This is a genomic window from Paenibacillus tianjinensis, assembly GCF_017086365.1.
In the GTDB taxonomy this organism is placed as follows: Bacteria; Bacillota; Bacilli; order Paenibacillales; family Paenibacillaceae; genus Paenibacillus_AQ; species Paenibacillus_AQ tianjinensis.
The window spans coordinates 1,628,319-1,647,861 of sequence record NZ_CP070969.1 but is presented as its reverse complement, the minus strand read 5'-3'; the positions used below and the strand labels follow the sequence as shown (position 1 = coordinate 1,647,861).

The following is a 19,543-nucleotide window of genomic DNA, read 5'->3' as shown; positions in this document are numbered from 1 at the left end:
TAGAAGGGCGGCTCGATTTGCCGCTGTAATGTCATCTCTGCATAAAGAAGCCTGTTTGAAGCCGGGGGCTACCCGGAATTCAAACAGGCTTCTGTTGTTACTGCTCATGCTTAGTCGGCGATAACTTCCTTGCCGCTCTGCACAGTGTATTTATGGTTAAGGCTGGCTTCTTCGATATCGGCAAATGCCCAGTGGGTAACCGGAACATCAGAGAAGCTGGAGCGGGTCACGCCGCTAAGCGGACCTCTGCCGAACAGGCGGTTAATCACCGTAACCGCTTCTGCACGGGTCAGAGACTTGGCCGGAGCAAAGCTGCCGTCCGCGAAGCCTGTCATCAGTCCCGCTGCTTTCACGGCATCGATGGCCCCTGCGGCCCAGTGTTTGTTCACATCAGCAATTGCTGAAACCGCTGCGCTGCTCTCGTCAAAGGACAATTGCTTCAGGCGTGCGCTCAGTACCGCCATCTCCGCACGGGTTACCGCACGTTCCGGATTGAAGCTGCCGTCAGGATCGCCCTTCATCAGAGCGGCTGCGGAAACTTTGGCAATATCAGCTGCTGCCCAGTGCTTCGAAGATACATCTGTAAAGACTACTCCTGATGCTACTGCTTCAGTGCCTAAGTTGCGGGCAAGGAGTGCTGCAAGTTCGGCCCGTGTCAGCGCACGGTCTGGCTTGAAGGTGCCATCCTCATATCCCTTGATATAAGCAGCATGGGAATACACTGTATCTGTTGCTGTTGTTGTATCATTAGGTACTACTACAGGTGAAGCAGGTATAGTAGGTGTAGAAGGACCAGTGACGATGCTTCCAGGGACGTAAGCAATGGTTTCTACAATGCTAAAGCTGCTGAATTTAGAAATGTCAAAGGAGATGCCATAAGGTTCGTTCTTATCGTTGTTTACGACAGTGCCTTTGGACAGCTCGATGGTGCCGTCGCTGTGCACAATATATACAGCAAGACGGCTGGCATTCATTGTGCTGACATTTACACCGTTTTTGGCAAATGGAAGCATCAGTTGTGTATTATAGCCGGTATAATTAGTCTCGATATCCAGCGGCGGGCTGAGCGCCTTCAGGTTCTGGTTATTATAGGACGAAGGAACCTGGTTCTTCGATTCTTCTGCATTGCGGGCAGGCACGATCCGGAAATACAGATCCAGATTGTCTGCCATCATAGACTGCAGAGTAGCTGCATCCAGGGAAATTGTTGAATAATCACTTTGAATATTCAGATTGAAACTATTCACACCGAGTAGTGCAAGCGTTGTTGCCGGAATTTCAACTGCGATTTCATCAGCAGCATCGCCAGGCAACTCATCAATGTAGATCGTTGATGAATTGTTGTGGCCAGATTCAGAAGCAGTGACAATCTCCTGTGCCTTAGCCGAATCAAATACTACCTTATCAATCTTCGAGCTGGTACCATCTGCAGAAGTAACGTTGATTCGTTTGACCGGAACCAGTGCTGTGTTGTCCGACTGATCCTTCACTTTGACATTACGGATATTGCTCGTGTCCTCGACCTTGATTGCCCCGCTGGCTGTTACAACAACCAGGAAGGTACGGGTTTTCGCTTCACCGTCACGGCTGACCGTCGCGCTGAGAACTACAGCTTCATCCTCGGCACCGCGGTGTACAATGGCATTAATGCTGCCGTCCGTTGCGGCAGGAATCTCAACAACCTGCGGCTTACTGGAAGTCCAGCTAACCTGTGTACCGAAGCCTCCGGTAGTTGGCAGGGACAGGGAAGTCAGAACATTCTCCCAAGTTTCACCTGCGGCGTAGCCGATTTGAAGTGCCTTGGAAGCTTCATTCACGACGTCCGCAGACTTAATCGCTACGGTAACACTTAGCGGTGCACTTTCTGTTTTCAGCTTCTCTGTCAGAGTTACAGTCAGTGTATCTCCTTCAGTCAGCGCAAGTCCTGTAAAGGTCAGCGGTCCAGCAGCTTCCCCTGTATTGGTTACACTGGCAAGCAGCTTGCCTTCCTTGCTGTAGATGGAAACAACAGCTCCGGCCGGCACCTGATTTACAGTTAAAGTACCATCTATGGCGCTGATTACAACGTTGCCAGCCTGCGGCTGGGCAGACTGCTCATAGACAGCAGCAACTTCTACCTTCGCGCTTTGAGCTTTGTTCGTTTCCGTGAAGCTGATCTTCACGACCTGCCCCGGCTCCAGACCGTTCACGTCAAAATGGAATTCAGCCGGAGCTCCGGTATCATTGAAGCTTGTGCCCAGCAGCGTAGTGCCATCCTCCGCATAGACGGAAACTGTGACACTGGCTGGGACATTGCTTACTGTAACAACACCAGTTGTAGCATTAGCGGCCAGATTTCCGGCAGCAGGCGCCTGAGTAGGCTCGTAGGCTACAGGAATCTCGGTGAGCGGGCTTTGATCCTTGCCAAGCTCGCGTGTGCCGACCTTTAGAATCTGACCATCGGCTAGTCCGGAAGCTACCACAATTGTCAGTTCAGCCGGGCTTCCGCTCTCATTGACAGCTGTCGCCAGTTCGGTGACGCCATCTTTGGCATATACGGTTACTGTTCCACCTGCCGGTACATTCTTCACGGTGACCGTAGATGAAGTTGCACTGGCGGTCATATCCGCCGCTGCAGGTGCACTTGTTGCTTCATTGTGCGCAGTGGTGTCCGTCAGCGAACTCTCCGACTTTTCTGGCTCAGTCAGGCTGACTTTGATTACATCCCCGGATTTCAGTCCTGCCGGTACCGGCACGGTTACTTCCCCGGTTGTTTCCGCTTCGTTCTTAGCCGTTCCCTGCACGGTCACTCCATCTGCTGCATAGACAGTAACCTCAGCACCGGCTGGTACCTTCTTCACAGTTACAGTATCCGTTGTAGCATTAGCAGTAACATCTGCCGCTGCGGGTGCACTTGTTGCTTCATTGTGCGCAGTGATGTCCGTCAGCGGACTTTCCGACATATCCGGTTCGGTCAGGCTGACTTTGATTACATCCCCGGATTTTAATCCTGCCGGAATCGCAACCGTTACTTCCCCGGATGTTTCTGCTTCATTCTTTGCCGTTCCGAGCACGGTAACGCCATCGGCTGCATAGACAGTAACCTCAGCACCGGCTGGTACCTTCTTCACAGTTACAGTATCCGTTGTAGCATTGGCTGTAACATCTTCTGCCTGCGGCGCTGAGCTGCCTGCCGCTTCTTCGCTGATCCCGCTCAGCAGAACTACCCGGTCCGGTTCGCCATCTACTTTCAGCGTCAGCGCCCCGTTGGAGGTACCTCCTGCCTGCGGCAAGTATTGGACTTCAATAATTCCGCTTGTTCCTGGAGCAAGCTCGGGAGGAAGCGTATTGTCTGTGATTTTAAAATCGCCGTTAATCAATACATCATTGATTTTAAGCGGAGTATCCGAGGTATTGGTTACGGTAACGGATACTTTCTTCTGTGTTGGATAGTTGAAGTACAGATTCGTGTTGGACAGATACAGTTTGTATCCGCTAAGCAGTCCCTGATATACCTTCAAATAAATTTGTCCGCTCTTTTCATACAGGTACAAAATATCACCGTTTGTGGTGTTAATCGCCGCATTGGCAATGCTTGTGGTGGCGACTTCAACAGGTGAAGACAGGGTTGCACCCAGATCCTGGCTGACGCTGAAGAACACGGAGGAGCCGTCGCTGAATCCGGTCACGACATTGCCGTAGCTGTCTGCACTCAGTGAACGTCCCTGTGAGCTCATATTATCTCCGCCCATCAGATCAGTCGCGGTTCCGTCCCCAATATTCATGCGGACCATATTGGAACCAGAACCCGCTACAAACAGATACTGGCCCTGGCTGCCGGCGGATAATGCCCCAACAGAATAGAATACACTTTTGCCCGGAATTACAGGCGTTTCCATGGTTTGTCCATGGTTTTTGCTGACATAATATTTCAGGCTCGGATTATCCTTCTGGACAATCAGATTTCCAGTCTGCGGATCAACGTGCAGATCGGTAAACACATAGGATTCACTAAAATCATAATTATTGAATGTTGTCCCTTCATTGCTGCTGTAATAAAGAATGCTGCCTGAAGGATCCGTTACATAGATATAACTGCCATCTACAGCCATATGCGCAGAACCACCGAAAAGTGCGCCAACTGTGATCGGAGCACTGAAGGTTTTGCCGCCGTCAGTACTTTTAACCAGCACACCCGAGCCTGCATTTACACCTACAACATATACCGTCCCTGATGAGGATACGGCGATTTCCGGCTCATAGCTGCCTGCGGCAGCCAGAACACTGGGCTGGAATGTCTTGCCATTGTCTGAGCTCTTGGCAACACGGATTTCACCATCGCCGTTATATACGGCATAGATTGACCCGTCCGGCGACACAGCCAGATTTCTTGAGGTATTGCCTGGAGCTATCGTCCAGCTAGAATTACTGGTATCGCTGACCAGAACCTCACCGTATGCACTAGAGTCCGACTGTGCGCTGACTACTCCGGCACCAGCGAAAGAGCCCAGACTCAAGCTGACGGTTGTAACAATTGATAAGACCGCCGATAAAAAACGCTTCTTCCTCATGCTGTTATTCCTCCTGATCTATTCATACTAATTACCTATTTCCTGCCTGAAATTTATATTAGCAGGTCGCTCTGAACAATCTCTTAACAATTCTCGACAAATTACTATGTAATAGGTCACATTTCGACAAAAAAATAGATTCAGCTAAATAAAAAACAATAAGAGCCGCCCGATATAGTCATAAAATGACTGCACGGTACGGCTCTTTATATTTAGAGCAGGGATGACTTAGCTTCATTCGCAAATGGAAGCTTTTGTTATAACCGCATCTATTCTAAAGCTTAATCAGTTGCTCTACCTTCACCGGCAGGCCGGTTGCGATCGAACGGTTGGCGGCAATACCGGTCATAATCGACCAGGCACCGTCTATATGGGAAGCTGCCCGGTGGAACCGGTCATCGGCCGGGCGTTCAAAAATATCCCGCAGCATCACCGGATCACCGCCTCCGTGTCCGCCGGCGCCTTCTTCAATCTCCACGTCATACGGCGCAGCAAACTGCGGATATACTGTGATCTGCTTGTCTTTTACCGCACCCTCCTGTTCCTTGCCGCCCCCGGCATTAACATAGGACTGCTCAATGACCTTTACTTCCATACGTCCCTTGGTGCCGTTAAACACAACATTGAAGCCCTCCCAGGGCAGATAAGCATTGAGCGAATAGTTCATAATGGCTTTGTTCTTATATTTGACCATGACGCCCATCGTGTCCTCAATGCTGATATTGTCGCCGAATACACTCTGGTCGCGTAAGTATCCGTCCTCATGCTCGGTGTCCAGATACATCCGCTTCAGCTGTTCATTGTCCTTCAGATGCAGCGCAAAGGGATCATTCTCTGCTGCAGCACTTCCGTGTACACGCTGATAGAATTCAGTAACACCGCGTTTCTCGGCATTCTCCCGGCCGTAAAAGCGCAGATCCCCCATCGCAAACACTGTGTCCGGCTGCGAGCCCAGCCAGAAATTCATCAGGTCGAAGTGATGCGTTGATTTGTGAACCAGCAGCCCTCCGCTGTTGCGCTTGTCGCGGTGCCATCTGCGGAAATAGTCGGCCCCGTGCTGTGTATTCAGCAGCCATTCGAAGTTGACGGAGAGCACCTCGCCGATCGCCCCCTCCATCAGGAGTTCGCGGATTTTGGTGTTGTGCGGCGCGTAGCGGTAATTGAAGGTTACCCGCAGCTTCTTTCCGGTGCGCTCTACAGCATCAAGAATCTCCTTGCACTTCTCTTCGTCTGTAGTCATCGGCTTCTCAGAGATCACGTCGCACCCCAGCTCCATCGCCCGGATAATATAGCGGTGATGTGTACGGTCAATGCTGGTGACGATGACGGTATCCGGCTGCGTCTCAGAGATCATAGTATCAAACTCATGCGCCTTGTAGACCGGAACGGCATGGTAGCCGTATTTCTCTTCCAGCAGCGTATTGGCATAGGCCATTCTTGCCCCGTTGACATCGCAGAAGCCGACAATCTCCGAGGTTTCAAGATAATGGCGTGTAATCTCTCCATAAAAAAATTCAGCGCGGCCGCCTGTACCCACAAATGCATATTTCCGCTTGCCCATTCCAATCACTCCATCGCTTATGGTATTGAATCCGTTTACTAGGTATATTGTATAGTATAAGATACATTCATTTCTAAACGATTATTGTTGAAAATCAGCCATAATATGCATATATTATCCTAATTTGAAGGAGTGAACGAATATGCAGGAGGAGAAGCAGGAATTCCAGTTTTATGTGGAGCAAATCAAAAGAGCCGGCGCCTTCAGCATGGACACCGACCACTTTCACGAAACCTATGAAATTTATTATCTGCTGGCCGGAGAACGAAACTACTATATTAATAATCTGGTCTACTCCCTGCGTAAAGGCGATCTGATCTTCATTAACCGCAATGAGCTGCACCGTACGATGGCTAAAGGTGCTGTCAGGCATGAGCGGATCCTGATCAATTTCCGCCACGAATTTCTGCAGGGGATGCTCGGCGGTATGGAGCTGACCTTCCCCTTCTTCAGCGAACAATGCCTGCTGCTCAGGCCGGATGTCCATGAACAGGGCAGGATCGAGAATATCCTGTTTGCCATGCTGAAAGAGCAGCAGGAGCAGCGTACCCAGCAGCTTCCCTACTTGCAGAGCCTGCTGGTGCAAATGTTAATCGAAATGAACAGAATCCGCGAGAGTGCCCAGGCGGCCATCGCTCCGGCCAATGATGAGAAGCAGCGGAAGGTCTATGACATCATTGAATACCTGCAGTCTAATTATAGCGGGACAGTGACGCTTGAGGGACTGTCAGAGCGGTTTTATCTCAGCATTCCTTATCTCTGCCGTCTGTTTAAACAGACGACCGGCTTCACCATCGTGGAATATTTGAACACGATCCGTGTCCAGGAAGCGCAGCGGCGCCTGCGGGAGGGCAGTGATTCAGTCACGCGGATCGCCGAGGAGACCGGCTTTGACAGCATTGCCCATTTCGGCCGTGTCTTCAAAGGCATTGCCAAACGCTCTCCCCTGCAATACCGCAAGCAGAACCGGTGAGGCGGGGGCTCCGCCGGGAGAGCATTCGAACATTTTATCTTATAAATATCTGCGGGGCAGCCGCCAGCCCAAAACGGACAAAAGCATAACGGTCCTGATATACATGTGTGTCCGGCGCTAGATCCTTGTCGGTCCAGCCCGGTTTGTCCTTGTAGCTGTCCGGCCCCACCTTATACACTTCGCCTTTGATATGGTGATGGGGTCCAAGCAGATTTCGGGAGCTGCCCGTCAGGATCAGCTCTATGTCATTACAGCCAGAGTGAAGATACGGTGCAATATCCGCTTCATACGGCTCCCACAGGAAGGTCCGTACACAGATTCCGTTAATGAGCAGCTTGCTGACGATGGTATCCGGCGGAGCCTGAAATGACCATATCGCCTCAGTGATAGGCTCTGCCGCGATTTCAAGAGACTGGCGCAAACGAATGCTTCCGGCGAAAAACGGGAAACCTTGCCGCGTAAGATCGCCTGAGGTTACCTGCTCGGGGACTTCTGTCAGGGTAAAAGCCCCTGCAGTCCAGACAGCCCGGCGCTCAGCTTCTTCAAAGGCCTCAGCAGATTCAACTCCGAAGGAACCGAGCAGATAAATGCTTTCGAGCTCCTGTTCCAAAGTAAGCTTGTTGCCCTCCGCTTCAAACTGTCTGGCCCGCTCCAGCCTTGCATAAAGCTCAGGTGAAGGGCGAAATTCCGTTTTCAGAATAATTGTATTCCGGCCGGACCCAGCCCTTCCCTGAATGTCAATTTTGCGCATGGAGATATCCCTCCACCAGCCGCAGCTTTCAGGGGATACAGGAACACCGTTCAGGAAGATCTCGAATTCCTCCGGCTGCTCCAGTACCAGATACAGCTCCCGCTGACGCCGCGGATCAAAGGATACCTCGAACTCAAACTCCAGCTCCAGCACTACCGGCCGTCCATAAGCCAGCAGCTGCTCCTGAATAAAAATCACCGGCTGAGGCGCTGACCACTCCCCGCCCTCTATCCGCAGACGGGCGTGGTCCAGGGTTATGCTGTTAAGATCAACAGAGGAGACCTCCCACAGGGGACTAAGCTCCGCAAGGATATATGCCTCCTCCGGTCTAATATCTTCTCTTCTATCCGGCAGCGCCGCCTGATGTTCATTTATAGCTTCTGCCGTTGAAGCTGCCTGCGGATCAAGTTTGAGCATCAAGGAATGCCCGGGGTACAGCGGCAGGCGCAGGACAACGCCCTCCGGGTGTATTTCCTGCGGAACCGGGCCGATCTCTCCGGTTTCCAGATTGATCAGGGATACCACTCCCTGGCGGGACAGTTCAATCTGCAGCTGCGGATAGGCATCCGTCCCTGAGTTCACCACGTAATAGAGAAGTGATCCATCCAGCTCCATAGTCCGCACATTGAGTGTATCCGCAGTAACCCGCACCCTGTCCGTATCCGTGATTTGGATGAAAGGCGCAGAGGCTGCAGATACTGCCTGCACCACTGCCGCGCAGCTCCAATCCGCCAGAATGGCATCAGCCATTATATCCGCTAGCCTGTTGTCCTCCTTCCCGCTTATCAGCACGGGATAGTTCTCGAAAGCGATCAGCGTACCACCTTCGGCAGCGAACTGGCTCAGAAGCTGCACTGTAACTTGATCCAGTGTCAGACAGGGCGGAACAATAACCACACGGTACTTTGCTTCACCGACAATGAAGTTTCCGCCGCTAACCCGCCCATGTCCGGCAATAATACTCTCGCTGCCGTAGTCATGCTCGATCAGGCTCTGGCACAGCCATCTTGTCAGCTGGGTGAAGGATTCATGATAGGGAACAATCGCAGACATGTCCCCGCCGCATTGCAGGGTCCAGGCGGTCCGCACCGGATGGATCAGCAAAACCTCCGCCAGGCTTCCGCCTTCCGAGAGCAGCATAGATAGTCTGGCAAAGTAGTCATTGAAGCCCTTATAATCATCCCACCAAGGCTGCTGATAGAAGAGGGACGGCGGATAATCACGCTTGCGCAGCCCTTGCAGGGAATACCCCTGCAAATGCTGGCACATCAGATTAATGCCGTGTACAAACTGCCATTCACCGATTCTTTTCAGATCGGCCAGGCTGACGTTCCACCCGGAGCAACCAAAGCTCTCGGTGATCGTCCGCTTCTTGCCAAGCTGGCGGGCAACCGAGCTTACCTGCTTCGGCACCAGCGGATCGCTCCCGACGAACCGGCCGAGCCAGTCGCAGCCGGGAATCTGCAAATACTCATAGAAGGCCATCGGATCGCCGACCGAGGTCACCTGATGCATCAGCTCCTGTTCATCAACGACATGCCCGGTCGCAGACCAGCCTTTGCCGGCGCACCAGTCCCCGATCTGCTTGGCATAAGCCTGTGTAAACATGAAGGTCACCGTCTCCCAATAATCGTACCTGGCTTTGCGGCAGCCTTCCGTTTCAAAGAACAAAGCAGGGAGCACCTCTTTTACATCATAGCCTTTACGGGTGATAAACGACGCCTCCAGGTCAAATGACCAGGGAAGACCGCCGGATTGCTCCAGCGAAATCGCACGCGGATCACACCGCCTCTCCTACGGTCGGCAAACCCGTGTTGAATGCTGTTCTCGACAATCGGCTGCAGCAGTATTTTCGGTATGGGAACAGACAACAGCTCCTCCTCTTCAATCCGAACCTCATATTCGAACAGATCCTCGTAGCATTTTTGCTGGATTGCACAGTACTGCTGCACATGCGACAGCTCATCCTCAAGCGTTATCAGATCCTTCCCGCCGCTCAGCCCCAGCTGGAACATTTGCGACAAGGACAGAATCATCTCATTGACATCATCGTTTTCACCCATAACGGATTTGCAGTAAATCGTATTAGCGTGTTATAGAGAAAATGGGGCTCCATCTGCGCGGTCAGCGCCCGGATCTCCGCCTGGCGTTTTCCCTCTTCATTCTTGCGCACATCCTCGATCAGGGTTTTGATCTCCGCCATCATCCGGTTAAACTGAAATCCGACCTGGGCAATCTCATCCTGATATTTACTCTCAAATGAAACGCTGAGCTGGTTCTCCTCCACCCTGCGCATCAGCCTGCTCAGCTTAAACAAGGGTCTGAGGAGAGCAGGGCTGGTGTCAACAGCATAGCTAAACAGAATAACTTTGTTCGGTTTGGACCATGAAATAGACATCAATTGCTTAGCCTTTACTATAAATTAGTAAGTTTCACCATTTGCACACATTCACAGCTTCCCGAAAAACTATGGAGTTGTGATAGTATTAACTTGAATATTTCGAAACACCAATCCTACGAAAAAGAAGGGAATGAAGCTAAATGAAGTATAGAAGACTTGGCAATACGGGGCTGAAGGTCAGCGAGATCGGGCTTGGGAGCTGGCTGACTTACGGAACGGCGGCAGAGCAGCAGGCAGCCGATGCTTGTGTAGCCAAAGCCTTTGAATGCGGTATCAATTTCTTTGACACTGCCAACGCATACAACCGCGGAGAAGGAGAAAAAGCGATCGGAGCCGCACTTCGTCCGTATAAGCGCTCGGATTATGTGCTGAGCACCAAAGTGTTCTTCCCTATGGGGGACGGTGTGAATGACCGCGGCCTGTCACGCAAGCACATCATGGAGCAATGCGAAGCCAGCCTGCGGCGTCTCGGCACCGATTACATCGACATTTATTTCTGCCACCGTTTTGATCATGAGACTCCGCTGGAAGAAACACTGCGTGCACTGGATGACCTTACGGCCCAGGGGAAAATTCTCTACTCCGCTGTCAGCGAGTGGAGCGCAGCGCAGATCGTGAGCGCCAGCGGCATCAGCAGCAGGCTGAATCTGCGTCCGCTTGCAGCAAATCAGCCGATCTATAACATGTTCGAGCGCTACATCGAACATGAAGTGCTTGAAGTGTCCAAGCAGGCCGGACTTGGGCAAGTGGTCTTCTCGCCGCTGGCGCAAGGCATCCTGACCGGCAAATATAAGCCGGGCCAGCAGGCTCCGGCAGGCACCCGCGGTGCCGACGACTCGGTCAACGGCGTTATCCGCAGCTATCTGCGCGACGATGTGCTGGGCGTTGTCGCCCAGCTGGATGAACTCGCCGCCGGTCTCGGCGTGAAGCTGTCGCAGCTGGCCCTGGCCTGGGTTCTCCGCCAGCCCGGTGTCAGCTCGGCGCTGATTGGAGCGAGCAAGCCCGGCCAGGTGGAAGAAAATGCCCGGGCTGTTGAAATCGTGCTCCAGCCGGAAACGCTGGAGACCATCGACAGCATCCTCGCCCAGGTGGCTGACTTTGCCCCGGCGAGATAAACCGCATGGCCGGCGTAAGGAATTCCTCACTTGTGAGGCTGCTGGATAAGCAGGGTTTTCTGCCTGCACATATTGACAATAAAACAGGGAGTCCCGTGTCATTCGGGACTCCCTGTTCTATGTAAGTTCTTTTGCAGCCGGGTTCACACGCCGGCTGGCGTTTCGGCCAAATCAAAGGGATTTTTACCTTTGATTCTTGCGCCCGCTTATTTTCCCTCACGAGATCAGCTTCGACTTCTCGGCCTGCTCCGCGGATTTGCGGATAAACGGTGCCAGCGGCTTCTGCAGGGTAAGCGCCAGCAGCAGGGCCAGCAGACCGAAGAGGAGGAGCAGCAGCGCATCGCGGATTGCCACCTCCGGCACGATTCCGCCCACAGCCTCCCGCAGCAGACTGATGGCATAGGTGAACGGCATGAACGGATTCAGCGCCTGAAAGAAGTGCCCGGTCGTGCTGACCGGGAACGTTCCTCCGGAGCTGGAGAATTGCAGCACCATAAACACAATGGCTATCCCCTTGCCTATGTTGCCGAATACAGACACCAGCGTAAATACGATAGTCACGAACACGATGCTAATCAGCACCGCGAAGAGAACGAACCCTACTTTATCCGCCACATAACATTTCAGGATAAAGATATTCCCAAGCACAGCCACTAGCGCCTGGAGAATGCCTACGGTCAGAAAGGTCAGCAGACGGCCAAAATACAGCTCATACCCCAGGTATTTCTTTCCCCCGGTGTCCACTCCGGTACGCAGCAGCGAGATCAGCAGCGTTCCTCCTACCCAGAGAGAAAGCACAACATAAAAAGGTGTCATTGCCGAGCCGTAATTGGGAATCGGATACAGTTTATTTTCCGTGAGTACAACCGGATTGGCCAAAAAATCACTTTTGCTCTTAATGTCCCCGCCAAGCAGCTGCCCGATTTCCTCCAGATTCACTTCCTCCTTGATCTGACGCAGGGTATCCGCCGCTTTGCGGACCGCTGTCTCCAGCGTGGGGAGATCCTCCCGCACCAGCGTTGCGGCATGCTCGACCCCCTTGCCGGCACGCGGCAGGCCGGTGCTGATCAGATCCGCAGCCGTGCGGAACTTCTCCTCCGCTGCAGGCAGATCCTTGCGGGCAAATTCGGCTGCCTCATGCACCGCAGTGCCTGCGGCAGGAAGCCCGCTTTGGATCCGCGGCAGCACCTCGGTAACGAAGGTATCGAACGTCCCCATGTTGTCCGTGATCCCGGTTGCCGCCGCATGTACCTCTTGGCGGATGGCCGGCAGGTTCTGCTGGAGCCCAGCCAGGCCGTTTTGCCCCGACTGGATGACATTCCCGGCTTCAGCCAGCATCGTGTCCAGCGCGGCAAGGCGCTGCGGAGCCTGCTGCAGCGCAGTGGCGGCCGTGCTGGCAGCCGTGGTCAGCCGCTGCAGCTTGTCCGTCACGGCGGGCAATGTCTCCGCGCTGAAGCGCGTGATCAGCCCGCCCACCATGCTCATGCCCTGCCCGGCGGCAAAGCTGAACTGCGACAGCCCGGCGCTATCCGGCCGGGCGCCGCCTTGCAGCGCGACCGCCAGCCCGCCGGCCTGCGAAGCGGCGGCGGCATACTGCGCGCGGGCTTCACTCAGCGCGCGGAGCTCGCCGGCGCCCACGGTCCCGGGCGCCAGCGTATTCACGGCGCCGAGCAGCGCGGCGGTGTGCGCGAGCGCATCGCTGCCCGCAGCCAGCCGTGCTGAAGCCAGCTCCAGCTGGCTTGCGCGCTGCTGCCCGGCGCCGGCCTGCAGCTGCGCGGCAAGCTGCGCTGCCGCGTCCCCGGTCTGCTGCAGCAGATAGAGATTCTGCTGCACGGCCTCCGGGATGGCCGCAAAAGCCGTGCTGCTGCGCTCCAGGAACTGCTCCAGTTCCTGGCCGAAGTTGCTTGTGGCGGCAGCCAACCGGTCCACCTGCGGCAGTGCCTCCGCCGCCGTCTTTACCACCGAACCGGCTTCCGCCAGTCTTGCGGAAGCCCGGTCCAGCACATCCTCCACCTGGCCGAAATGACTGTCCAGCTCCGTGACAAGCTGGGCGGCGCGCTCCAGCTCCGGCAGCTTGCTCTCCAGGTTCTGCAGGCGGGTGGCGGCTTCACTGATCTGCCCCCAATGGGCGTCGAGCATCTCCGCCGCCGCACCTGCCTCTTCTACAGCCGGCAGCTTATCCTGAAGGGAGGCAATCCGTTCAGCAGATGAAGTGATTTCCGGCCAACGCTGCTCCAGCTTCAACACCAGCTTGCCCGCCTGATCTATCTCCGACAGGCTGGCCTCCAGCTTGAACAAGCCCTGCTCCACCCTGCGAATAACCGGCAGCTCGGACTGAAATTCCTGATCGATCGCGCTCAAGGCGGTTAGCACGGTACTGCTGATCGTCTCCGTGAACTTCTCACTGATCTGCGATGTGACCGCCGATGCCCCTTTATCCGTAATCTTTGGAGCGATTGCGTTTATTTTCTCATTGACGGTATACTCCACTTCCGGCTTGACCAGCTTCCCTTCCAGAATTCCCGCCATCCGCCTCGAAAAGTTAGCAGGGATGACAATGCTGGCATAATAATCCCCGCGCTGGACACCAGCCACGGCTGCTGCGGAATCCGTAAAAGTCCAGCCCAGCGAATGGTTGTTCCGCAGGCTGGCCAGCACCTCTTGCCCGATATTGAGGCTCTTGCCCTGAACCTTAGCCCCTTCATCCAGACTAGATACAGCAATCCGGATGCCGGAGGTATTGCTGTAAGGGTTCCATACCGCAGCGACATTCACCCAATCGTAGACAGAAGGCAGCAGGATAAGGGCAATAATCAGCAGCACTGCTACAGGAACCTTGAATAGATTCCGCCAATCATTCATATAAATCCGCCATAGGTTTGCCACCTGCCAGGCACCTCCGAGGTGTTATTTGGATATTTTAATATGCCCTGGAAGTTTTCTTTTTACAAACCGGCCTATACGCAAAATCTTTTGCAACATTTCCGGCGAAATTACGTTAATAAGGGTACATCCCCCGTTTGAGAAATATAGCGGAGGGTAAAGAAAGAGTATCGGCGAAATTCCGTGTCAAATCATGCCAAGGGGGAAAACGAAAGATGTTTACTAAAAAATCCATGTATTTACTGCCTGTGCTGGTTCTGCTGTTCCTTTCCCTCGTCACTACGGCAAGTACAGCAGGAACGCGTGCAGAAGCGCAGGGCGGAGCAAAGACCGAACACCTTACCGTGTACATTAACGCGCTTCACCCGGATGCTGACGGCAAGCTAACGCTAACAGCCGATCCTATTGAATGGTATGAAGGTGCTGATGCCGACCGTGTCTTTGCCGAGCGGGAGCCGGAAGCCGCTGCAGAAATCGGCGGGGCGCTGGATGATTACTATATCGTGAATGACAGCAATCAGCTGACCACATATCAGGTAGCGGACAACGCCGCAGTAACCATGCAAATCTACGACCATACCGGCAAGATTGAGGATCTCGACATCAGCTGGAACGAAAGCATTAGCTTACAGAAATTTGCTGCAGAGTTCGCCAAAACTGATGTGTTTGACCTTAGCCAGTCGCCTTACCACCTGACAATTGAGAACGGTGAAATCACTTCAATTGTGCAGCAGTACACTCCATAAACATAAATTTTATAAATCAGTGAACAGGGGCTATCCCGTAGTAGTATCATCTACTTACGGGGTAGCCCCTGATTAATTATTGAATGAATCGACGCCCATGGTTGGGACAGAAGCGTTTTTTATTAGTGTATGGGCATACCGCGTAACCCTTCTCTACAAATTCAAAATTAAAGGAGTAAGCGCTTTACTTCAAATACTCTTTCCTTAATAATAGGGGTAACAAGAAGTGTATTAAAGACAGAAAAAAGGGGTTATGCGTATGGTTGCGTTTGAGCTGATGGTAGATAGGCCGGTTGATTTTGATATCACAGGCAAATTCGCCGCCCCTTCATCCGATTGGATTCACTTGAGCCGGATTCTATCGGATTATGAGCTGATTGTTATGACTGAAGATGTACTTTACCTGGCGGGTGACCAAACGCATTTTACCGTCTCCAAGGGAGAGTATCTGCTGCTTCCCCCAAACACTAAGCAATATGGATATAAATCTTCCAACTGCAGTTTTTACTGGCTCCATTTCAAGTCCCCGGACGGAATCAAAATCACCGATGTCACCGGGCACACACAGAACAAGGAAGACAACAAGCTGCTGCTCCCCCAGTACGGAACCCTGAAGAGTCTCGAGAAGATCATAGTCATGATGAAGCAGCTGCAGGATTCGGTCCGCGGCTATAATCAGAAAACACTGAACAATTATATGGCGACAGTCATTCTGTGCGAACTGTACAACCAGGTCTTCCACAATGAACATAACCCGGTCAAAAAAACGAAGCAAGAGCAGCTGTATAACGACATCGTAGACTATATTAAATGGAGCCGGAGCGAGCATATCAAGGTGTCGCAGATCGCCGCTTATTTTGGCTACAACGAAAAATACCTTTCTCACCTCTTCACGACGATTTCGGGCATTTCGTTGAAGCAATATATTCTGCAGCAAAAAATGGAGCTGGCGAAATTCCTTCTCTCCGACACCAATCAGAATGTCAGCGAAGTCTCGCTGCAGCTCGGCTATAAGGACTGCCATAATTTCATGAAATCCTTCAAGAAAATCGTCGGCTTGACGCCAACCGATTTCCGGAATGCCTATGCCAAGCGGCTGCTGTTTTATGAGTAAGGAGCTGACTGCTGTAACAAAAAATGTCCCCGCCCCTATTCAAGGGTAGCAGGGACATTATTAATTTTTACCGCTTCATGATTTGGGCTGTTTAATATAAGCGTTTAACGAGCGGCCGCTTCAGATCCATCTCCCGGATGCATTCATCGGTGTCATGCTCATCATTATCAATCAATGGCGTCACCGCATACGCGTGCATCTCTTCTGTCACATGAGGACGCAGAATCGGATCAAGGGCATCCAGATCATTCGTATTCTCATCGAGCCACCGGGCCATGTTCTCCAGGGACAGAATCGCCGGCATCCGGCTCTCAAATTCCCCAATAAGCGGGTTGGCATCCGTCATGACCAGGGTACAAGTGCGGAGCGGTTCCCCGCGAGTATCCCGCCAAATTTCGTACAGACCGGCCACCCCGAACATACTGCCGTTCTTCATGACCACCCGCACCGGATATTCCTTCTTGCCTTCTTTTTTCCAATAGTAAAACCCGTTGCACGGGATCACACACCGCTGCTTGTCCACCATTTTGCGGTAGCTCGGATTCTGATGCACATTCCTGAGATCCGCATTGATTGCGTCTTTTCCCCAATAGGGAATAAATCCCCAGCGAAATTCATCAAGAATCCGTACCCCGTTCTGCTGTAGCACCACTGGCGTATACTGCGTGGGACTAATATTGTAGCGGTTTTTATAGTAGTACATCACACGATCGATCTGAAAATGCTCCTGAACCTCCGGCAGCTCCGCAGCCATAGAAAAACGTTGACACATGAAGCATCAGCCTCCCTTTTTTTGCCTAGTGTTTGTATGGGGAGGAAAATTATTCATGAATAATATCTCGACATAATTTCATCAACGAAATCAAACTAACTACAACAAAGCGGCAGCCAAGGACTTCCTAGTCCATGACTGCCGCTGTTCCTGTATATATTAGTCCTGTCTTACATTGAAACCTACATCCGGCTGTCCTTCACCGGTACACCGAAATCTGGTGTGCCGTCTTCGTTCCAGCCCAGTACCTGGGCACGGGTGTGGCGGTTTGGATCATACAGCGGATCTCCGGTAATTTCCTTATAATTGCGGGCATGATAGATGAGTACATCTTCGCCTAGCTCATTGACAGTGAAGCTGTTATGTCCGGGGCCGTATTGCCCGGTTGCCACATTCGTCTTGAATACCGGCTCCGGATGTTTGCTCCAGGAGGCGGCATCCAGCAGATCACTGGTCTCATCTGCGGTCAGCAGACCCATGCAGTAGTTGTAATCGGTGGCACTGGCCGAGAAGCTAATGAATATCCGGCCATTTCTTTTCAGGACGGCTGCTCCTTCGTTCACACTGAATCCGATCTTTTCCCATTCATACTCCGGCGTGGCAATCATAGTCTGCCGGCCGGTCAGGGTCCAGGGGTTACTCATTTCAGAAATGTACAGGTTGGAGTTCCCCGGAATCTCCGGATCCTTCTGCGCCCATACATAATAAAGGACACCGTTATGCTGGAAGGTGGTCGCATCCAGGGCAAAAGATTCCCAGGCTGTCTTTACCTGACCCTTCTCGGTCCAGCTGCCTTCCAGAGGGTTCGGCGATTCATTCTCGAGTACGAACATCCGGTGATCGAACAGTCCGTCATTAGTTTCTGTGGTCCGGGCGGCAGCGAAATAGATATACCATTTGCCGGCAATGTAATGGATTTCGGGAGCCCAGATATTCGCACTAAGCGGCCCTGTTTCATATTTACGCCATGCAACAACCGGTACTGCTTCTCTTAGTCCTTCAATCGTCTCCGCTCTGCGAACCTCAATCCGGTCGTATTCCGGTACAGAAGCAGTAAAGTAGTAATAACCATCTGTATGTTTGTATACCCAAGGATCCGCGCGCTGCTCCACAAGCGGATTGCTGTATTCTTTGTTCGTGCTCATATTAGTAGCTCCTTTGGTCTAACTATTCTAGTGTAAGTACAACAACAGACGCTGGTGGAAGGGCACAGCTCAGTACGCCATCTGCCAGCTCCGCATCCTCGTAGGCTGATGGAACTACAGTCTCAGGCGATTCGAACGTATTATGTGCACCTAAGTCTGTGTGGGTCAGGATCTGTCCGGATACCCTGCCGGCTTGAAGCCCATTGATAATAAAGCTAAGGCTGGCATCTGCTTCATGGCTAAGGTTACAGATCGAGACATAAACTTTGCCATGATAGTCTCGGGAGGCAGAAATGCTAAGCTGCGGTATTGTTACCCCGCCGTAAGTGTAGAGCGGGCTTTCGAACGCTACTTCCAGCAGTTCATTATCCTGATGTACCTTGTACATCTCAAATACATGATAGGTAGGTGTTAGTAGCAGTTTGTCGCCTTCCGTCAAAATCAGCGCCTGCAGTACATTGACCATCTGGGCAAGGTTCGCCATGTATACGCGGTCGCTGTGATTGTGGAAAATATTCAAATGAATGCCTGCAACCAGTGCATCTCTTAGTGTGTTCTGCTGGTAGAGGAAGCCCGGATTTGTTCCCGGCTCGCTCAGGAACCAGGTTCCCCACTCATCTATAATCAATCCTACCCGCTTCTCTGGGTCATATTTATCCATAATCTCCGAGTGGCGGGTAATAAGTTCGTCCATATGAAGTGATTTCTGCATCGTTTCGATCCATTCGGCTTCATCGAACCCGAGCGCCAGACGTTTCTCTTCCCAACTGCCTGGAATCGTATAGGAATGCAGACTGAGGCCGTCCAACATTTTGCCCGCTTCCCGCATCACGACTTCCGTCCAATTGTAGTCATCCACATTCGCTCCTCCGGCAATCTTGTAGAGCCGGTTGTCGCCATAGTTTCTGACATAGGTCTGATAACGCCGGTACAAGTCAGCATAATATTCCGGACGCATATTGCCGCCGCAGCCCCAGTTCTCATTACCGACTCCGAAATATTTCAGCGTCCATGGCTTCTCCTGCCCGTTCTCCTGCCGCCAGGCAGCCATCGGGGATTCGCCGTCAAAGGTCATATACTCGACCCACTCCGACATCTCCTGAACCGTGCCGCTGCCAACGTTGCCGCAAATATAAGGCTCGCATTCCAGCAGCTCGCACAGGCGGAAAAATTCATGCGTTCCGAAATGGTTGTTCTCGACTACACCGCCCCAGTGGGTGTTTACCATCCGCTTGCGGCTTTCCCTCCGGCCAATTCCGTCTTTCCAGTGATATTCATCGGCAAAACAGCCGCCCGGCCAGCGAAGCACCGGTATGTTCAGCTTTTTTAGCGCCTCGACAACATCATTACGAATGCCGTCAGTATTAGGGATTGGTGAATCTTCGCCTACCCATAAGCCTTCATAGATGCATCTGCCTAAATGCTCGGCGAAATGCCCGTATATATGCCGGCTGATCTTGCTTTTGCTCACTCCAGCATTCAACTGAGCCTCAGTCATCGTTCTCTTCTCCATCCTTTCTTCACTCCCGGTA

At 52.5% G+C, this 19,543-nt stretch carries 12 protein-coding genes and 1 pseudogene; 4 read left to right on the top strand and 9 right to left on the bottom strand.

Annotated features, from left to right (window positions below; translation table 11 throughout):
• Nucleotides 1-110: 110 nt before the first annotated feature.
• Nucleotides 111-4,550, bottom strand: coding sequence for an S-layer homology domain-containing protein (locus tag JRJ22_RS07180; protein WP_206103847.1), 4,440 nt, complete (start codon nt 4,548-4,550; stop codon nt 111-113).
• Nucleotides 4,551-4,824: 274 nt separating this feature from the next.
• On the bottom strand, nt 4,825-6,111 hold the full coding sequence (locus JRJ22_RS07175; protein WP_206103846.1) for a Gfo/Idh/MocA family protein: 1,287 nt from the start codon (nt 6,109-6,111) through the stop codon (nt 4,825-4,827).
• Nucleotides 6,112-6,253: 142 nt separating this feature from the next.
• Here JRJ22_RS07175 and JRJ22_RS07170 point away from each other — a divergent pair, with 142 nt between their 5' ends.
• Nucleotides 6,254-7,084, top strand: a complete 831-nt coding sequence (locus JRJ22_RS07170) for an AraC family transcriptional regulator (protein ID WP_206103845.1) — start codon at nt 6,254-6,256, stop codon at nt 7,082-7,084.
• A 34-nt stretch (nt 7,085-7,118) separates the two neighbouring features.
• Here JRJ22_RS07170 and JRJ22_RS07165 read toward each other — a convergent pair whose 3' ends face one another.
• From JRJ22_RS07165 to JRJ22_RS29175, 3 genes and pseudogenes are all read right to left on the bottom strand, one after another.
• A complete protein-coding gene (locus JRJ22_RS07165) occupies nt 7,119-9,548 on the bottom strand; it encodes a glycosyl hydrolase (RefSeq protein WP_232381166.1) in 2,430 nt (809 codons plus the stop codon).
• Nucleotides 9,524-9,918, bottom strand: a pseudogene (locus tag JRJ22_RS29180) (sensor histidine kinase); the annotation flags it as partial. The pseudogene JRJ22_RS29180 and the gene JRJ22_RS07165, both read right to left, overlap by 25 nt.
• Nucleotides 9,868-10,131, bottom strand: coding sequence for a sensor histidine kinase (locus JRJ22_RS29175; RefSeq protein WP_232381165.1), 264 nt, complete (start codon nt 10,129-10,131; stop codon nt 9,868-9,870). The gene JRJ22_RS29175 and the pseudogene JRJ22_RS29180, both read right to left, overlap by 51 nt.
• Nucleotides 10,132-10,376: 245 nt before the next feature.
• On the opposite strand from JRJ22_RS29175, the gene JRJ22_RS07155 reads away from it, so the two are divergent.
• A complete protein-coding gene (locus tag JRJ22_RS07155) occupies nt 10,377-11,351 on the top strand; it encodes an aldo/keto reductase family protein (RefSeq protein ID WP_206103844.1) in 975 nt (324 codons plus the stop codon).
• Nucleotides 11,352-11,567: 216 nt separating this feature from the next.
• Here the strand turns inward: JRJ22_RS07155 and JRJ22_RS07150 are convergent, their stop codons facing one another.
• Entirely contained in the window at nt 11,568-14,237 is a 2,670-nt protein-coding gene (locus JRJ22_RS07150; RefSeq protein WP_232381058.1) for a YhgE/Pip domain-containing protein, read from the bottom strand.
• A gap of 212 nt (nt 14,238-14,449) precedes the next feature.
• Here JRJ22_RS07150 and JRJ22_RS07145 point away from each other — a divergent pair, with 212 nt between their 5' ends.
• The gene (locus JRJ22_RS07145) at nt 14,450-14,980 is read left to right on the top strand and encodes a hypothetical protein (RefSeq protein ID WP_206103843.1); all 531 of its coding nucleotides are present in this window, start codon (nt 14,450-14,452) and stop codon (nt 14,978-14,980) included.
• A gap of 259 nt (nt 14,981-15,239) precedes the next feature.
• Entirely contained in the window at nt 15,240-16,094 is an 855-nt protein-coding gene (locus JRJ22_RS07140; RefSeq protein WP_206103842.1) for an AraC family transcriptional regulator, read from the top strand.
• A gap of 91 nt (nt 16,095-16,185) precedes the next feature.
• On the opposite strand, the gene JRJ22_RS07135 is transcribed toward JRJ22_RS07140, so the two are convergent.
• The 3 genes from JRJ22_RS07135 to JRJ22_RS07125 form a co-directional block, all read right to left on the bottom strand.
• Complete coding sequence (locus JRJ22_RS07135) at nt 16,186-16,866, bottom strand: SOS response-associated peptidase (protein WP_206103841.1); 681 nt, start codon at nt 16,864-16,866, stop codon at nt 16,186-16,188.
• 182 nt (nt 16,867-17,048) lie between these two features.
• The gene (locus JRJ22_RS07130; RefSeq protein WP_206103840.1) at nt 17,049-18,011 is read right to left on the bottom strand and encodes a glycoside hydrolase family 43 protein; all 963 of its coding nucleotides are present in this window, start codon (nt 18,009-18,011) and stop codon (nt 17,049-17,051) included.
• Between the two features lie 22 nt (nt 18,012-18,033).
• On the bottom strand, nt 18,034-19,509 hold the full coding sequence (locus JRJ22_RS07125; protein ID WP_206105018.1) for an alpha-N-arabinofuranosidase: 1,476 nt from the start codon (nt 19,507-19,509) through the stop codon (nt 18,034-18,036).
• Between the last annotated feature and the right edge of the window lie 34 nt (nt 19,510-19,543).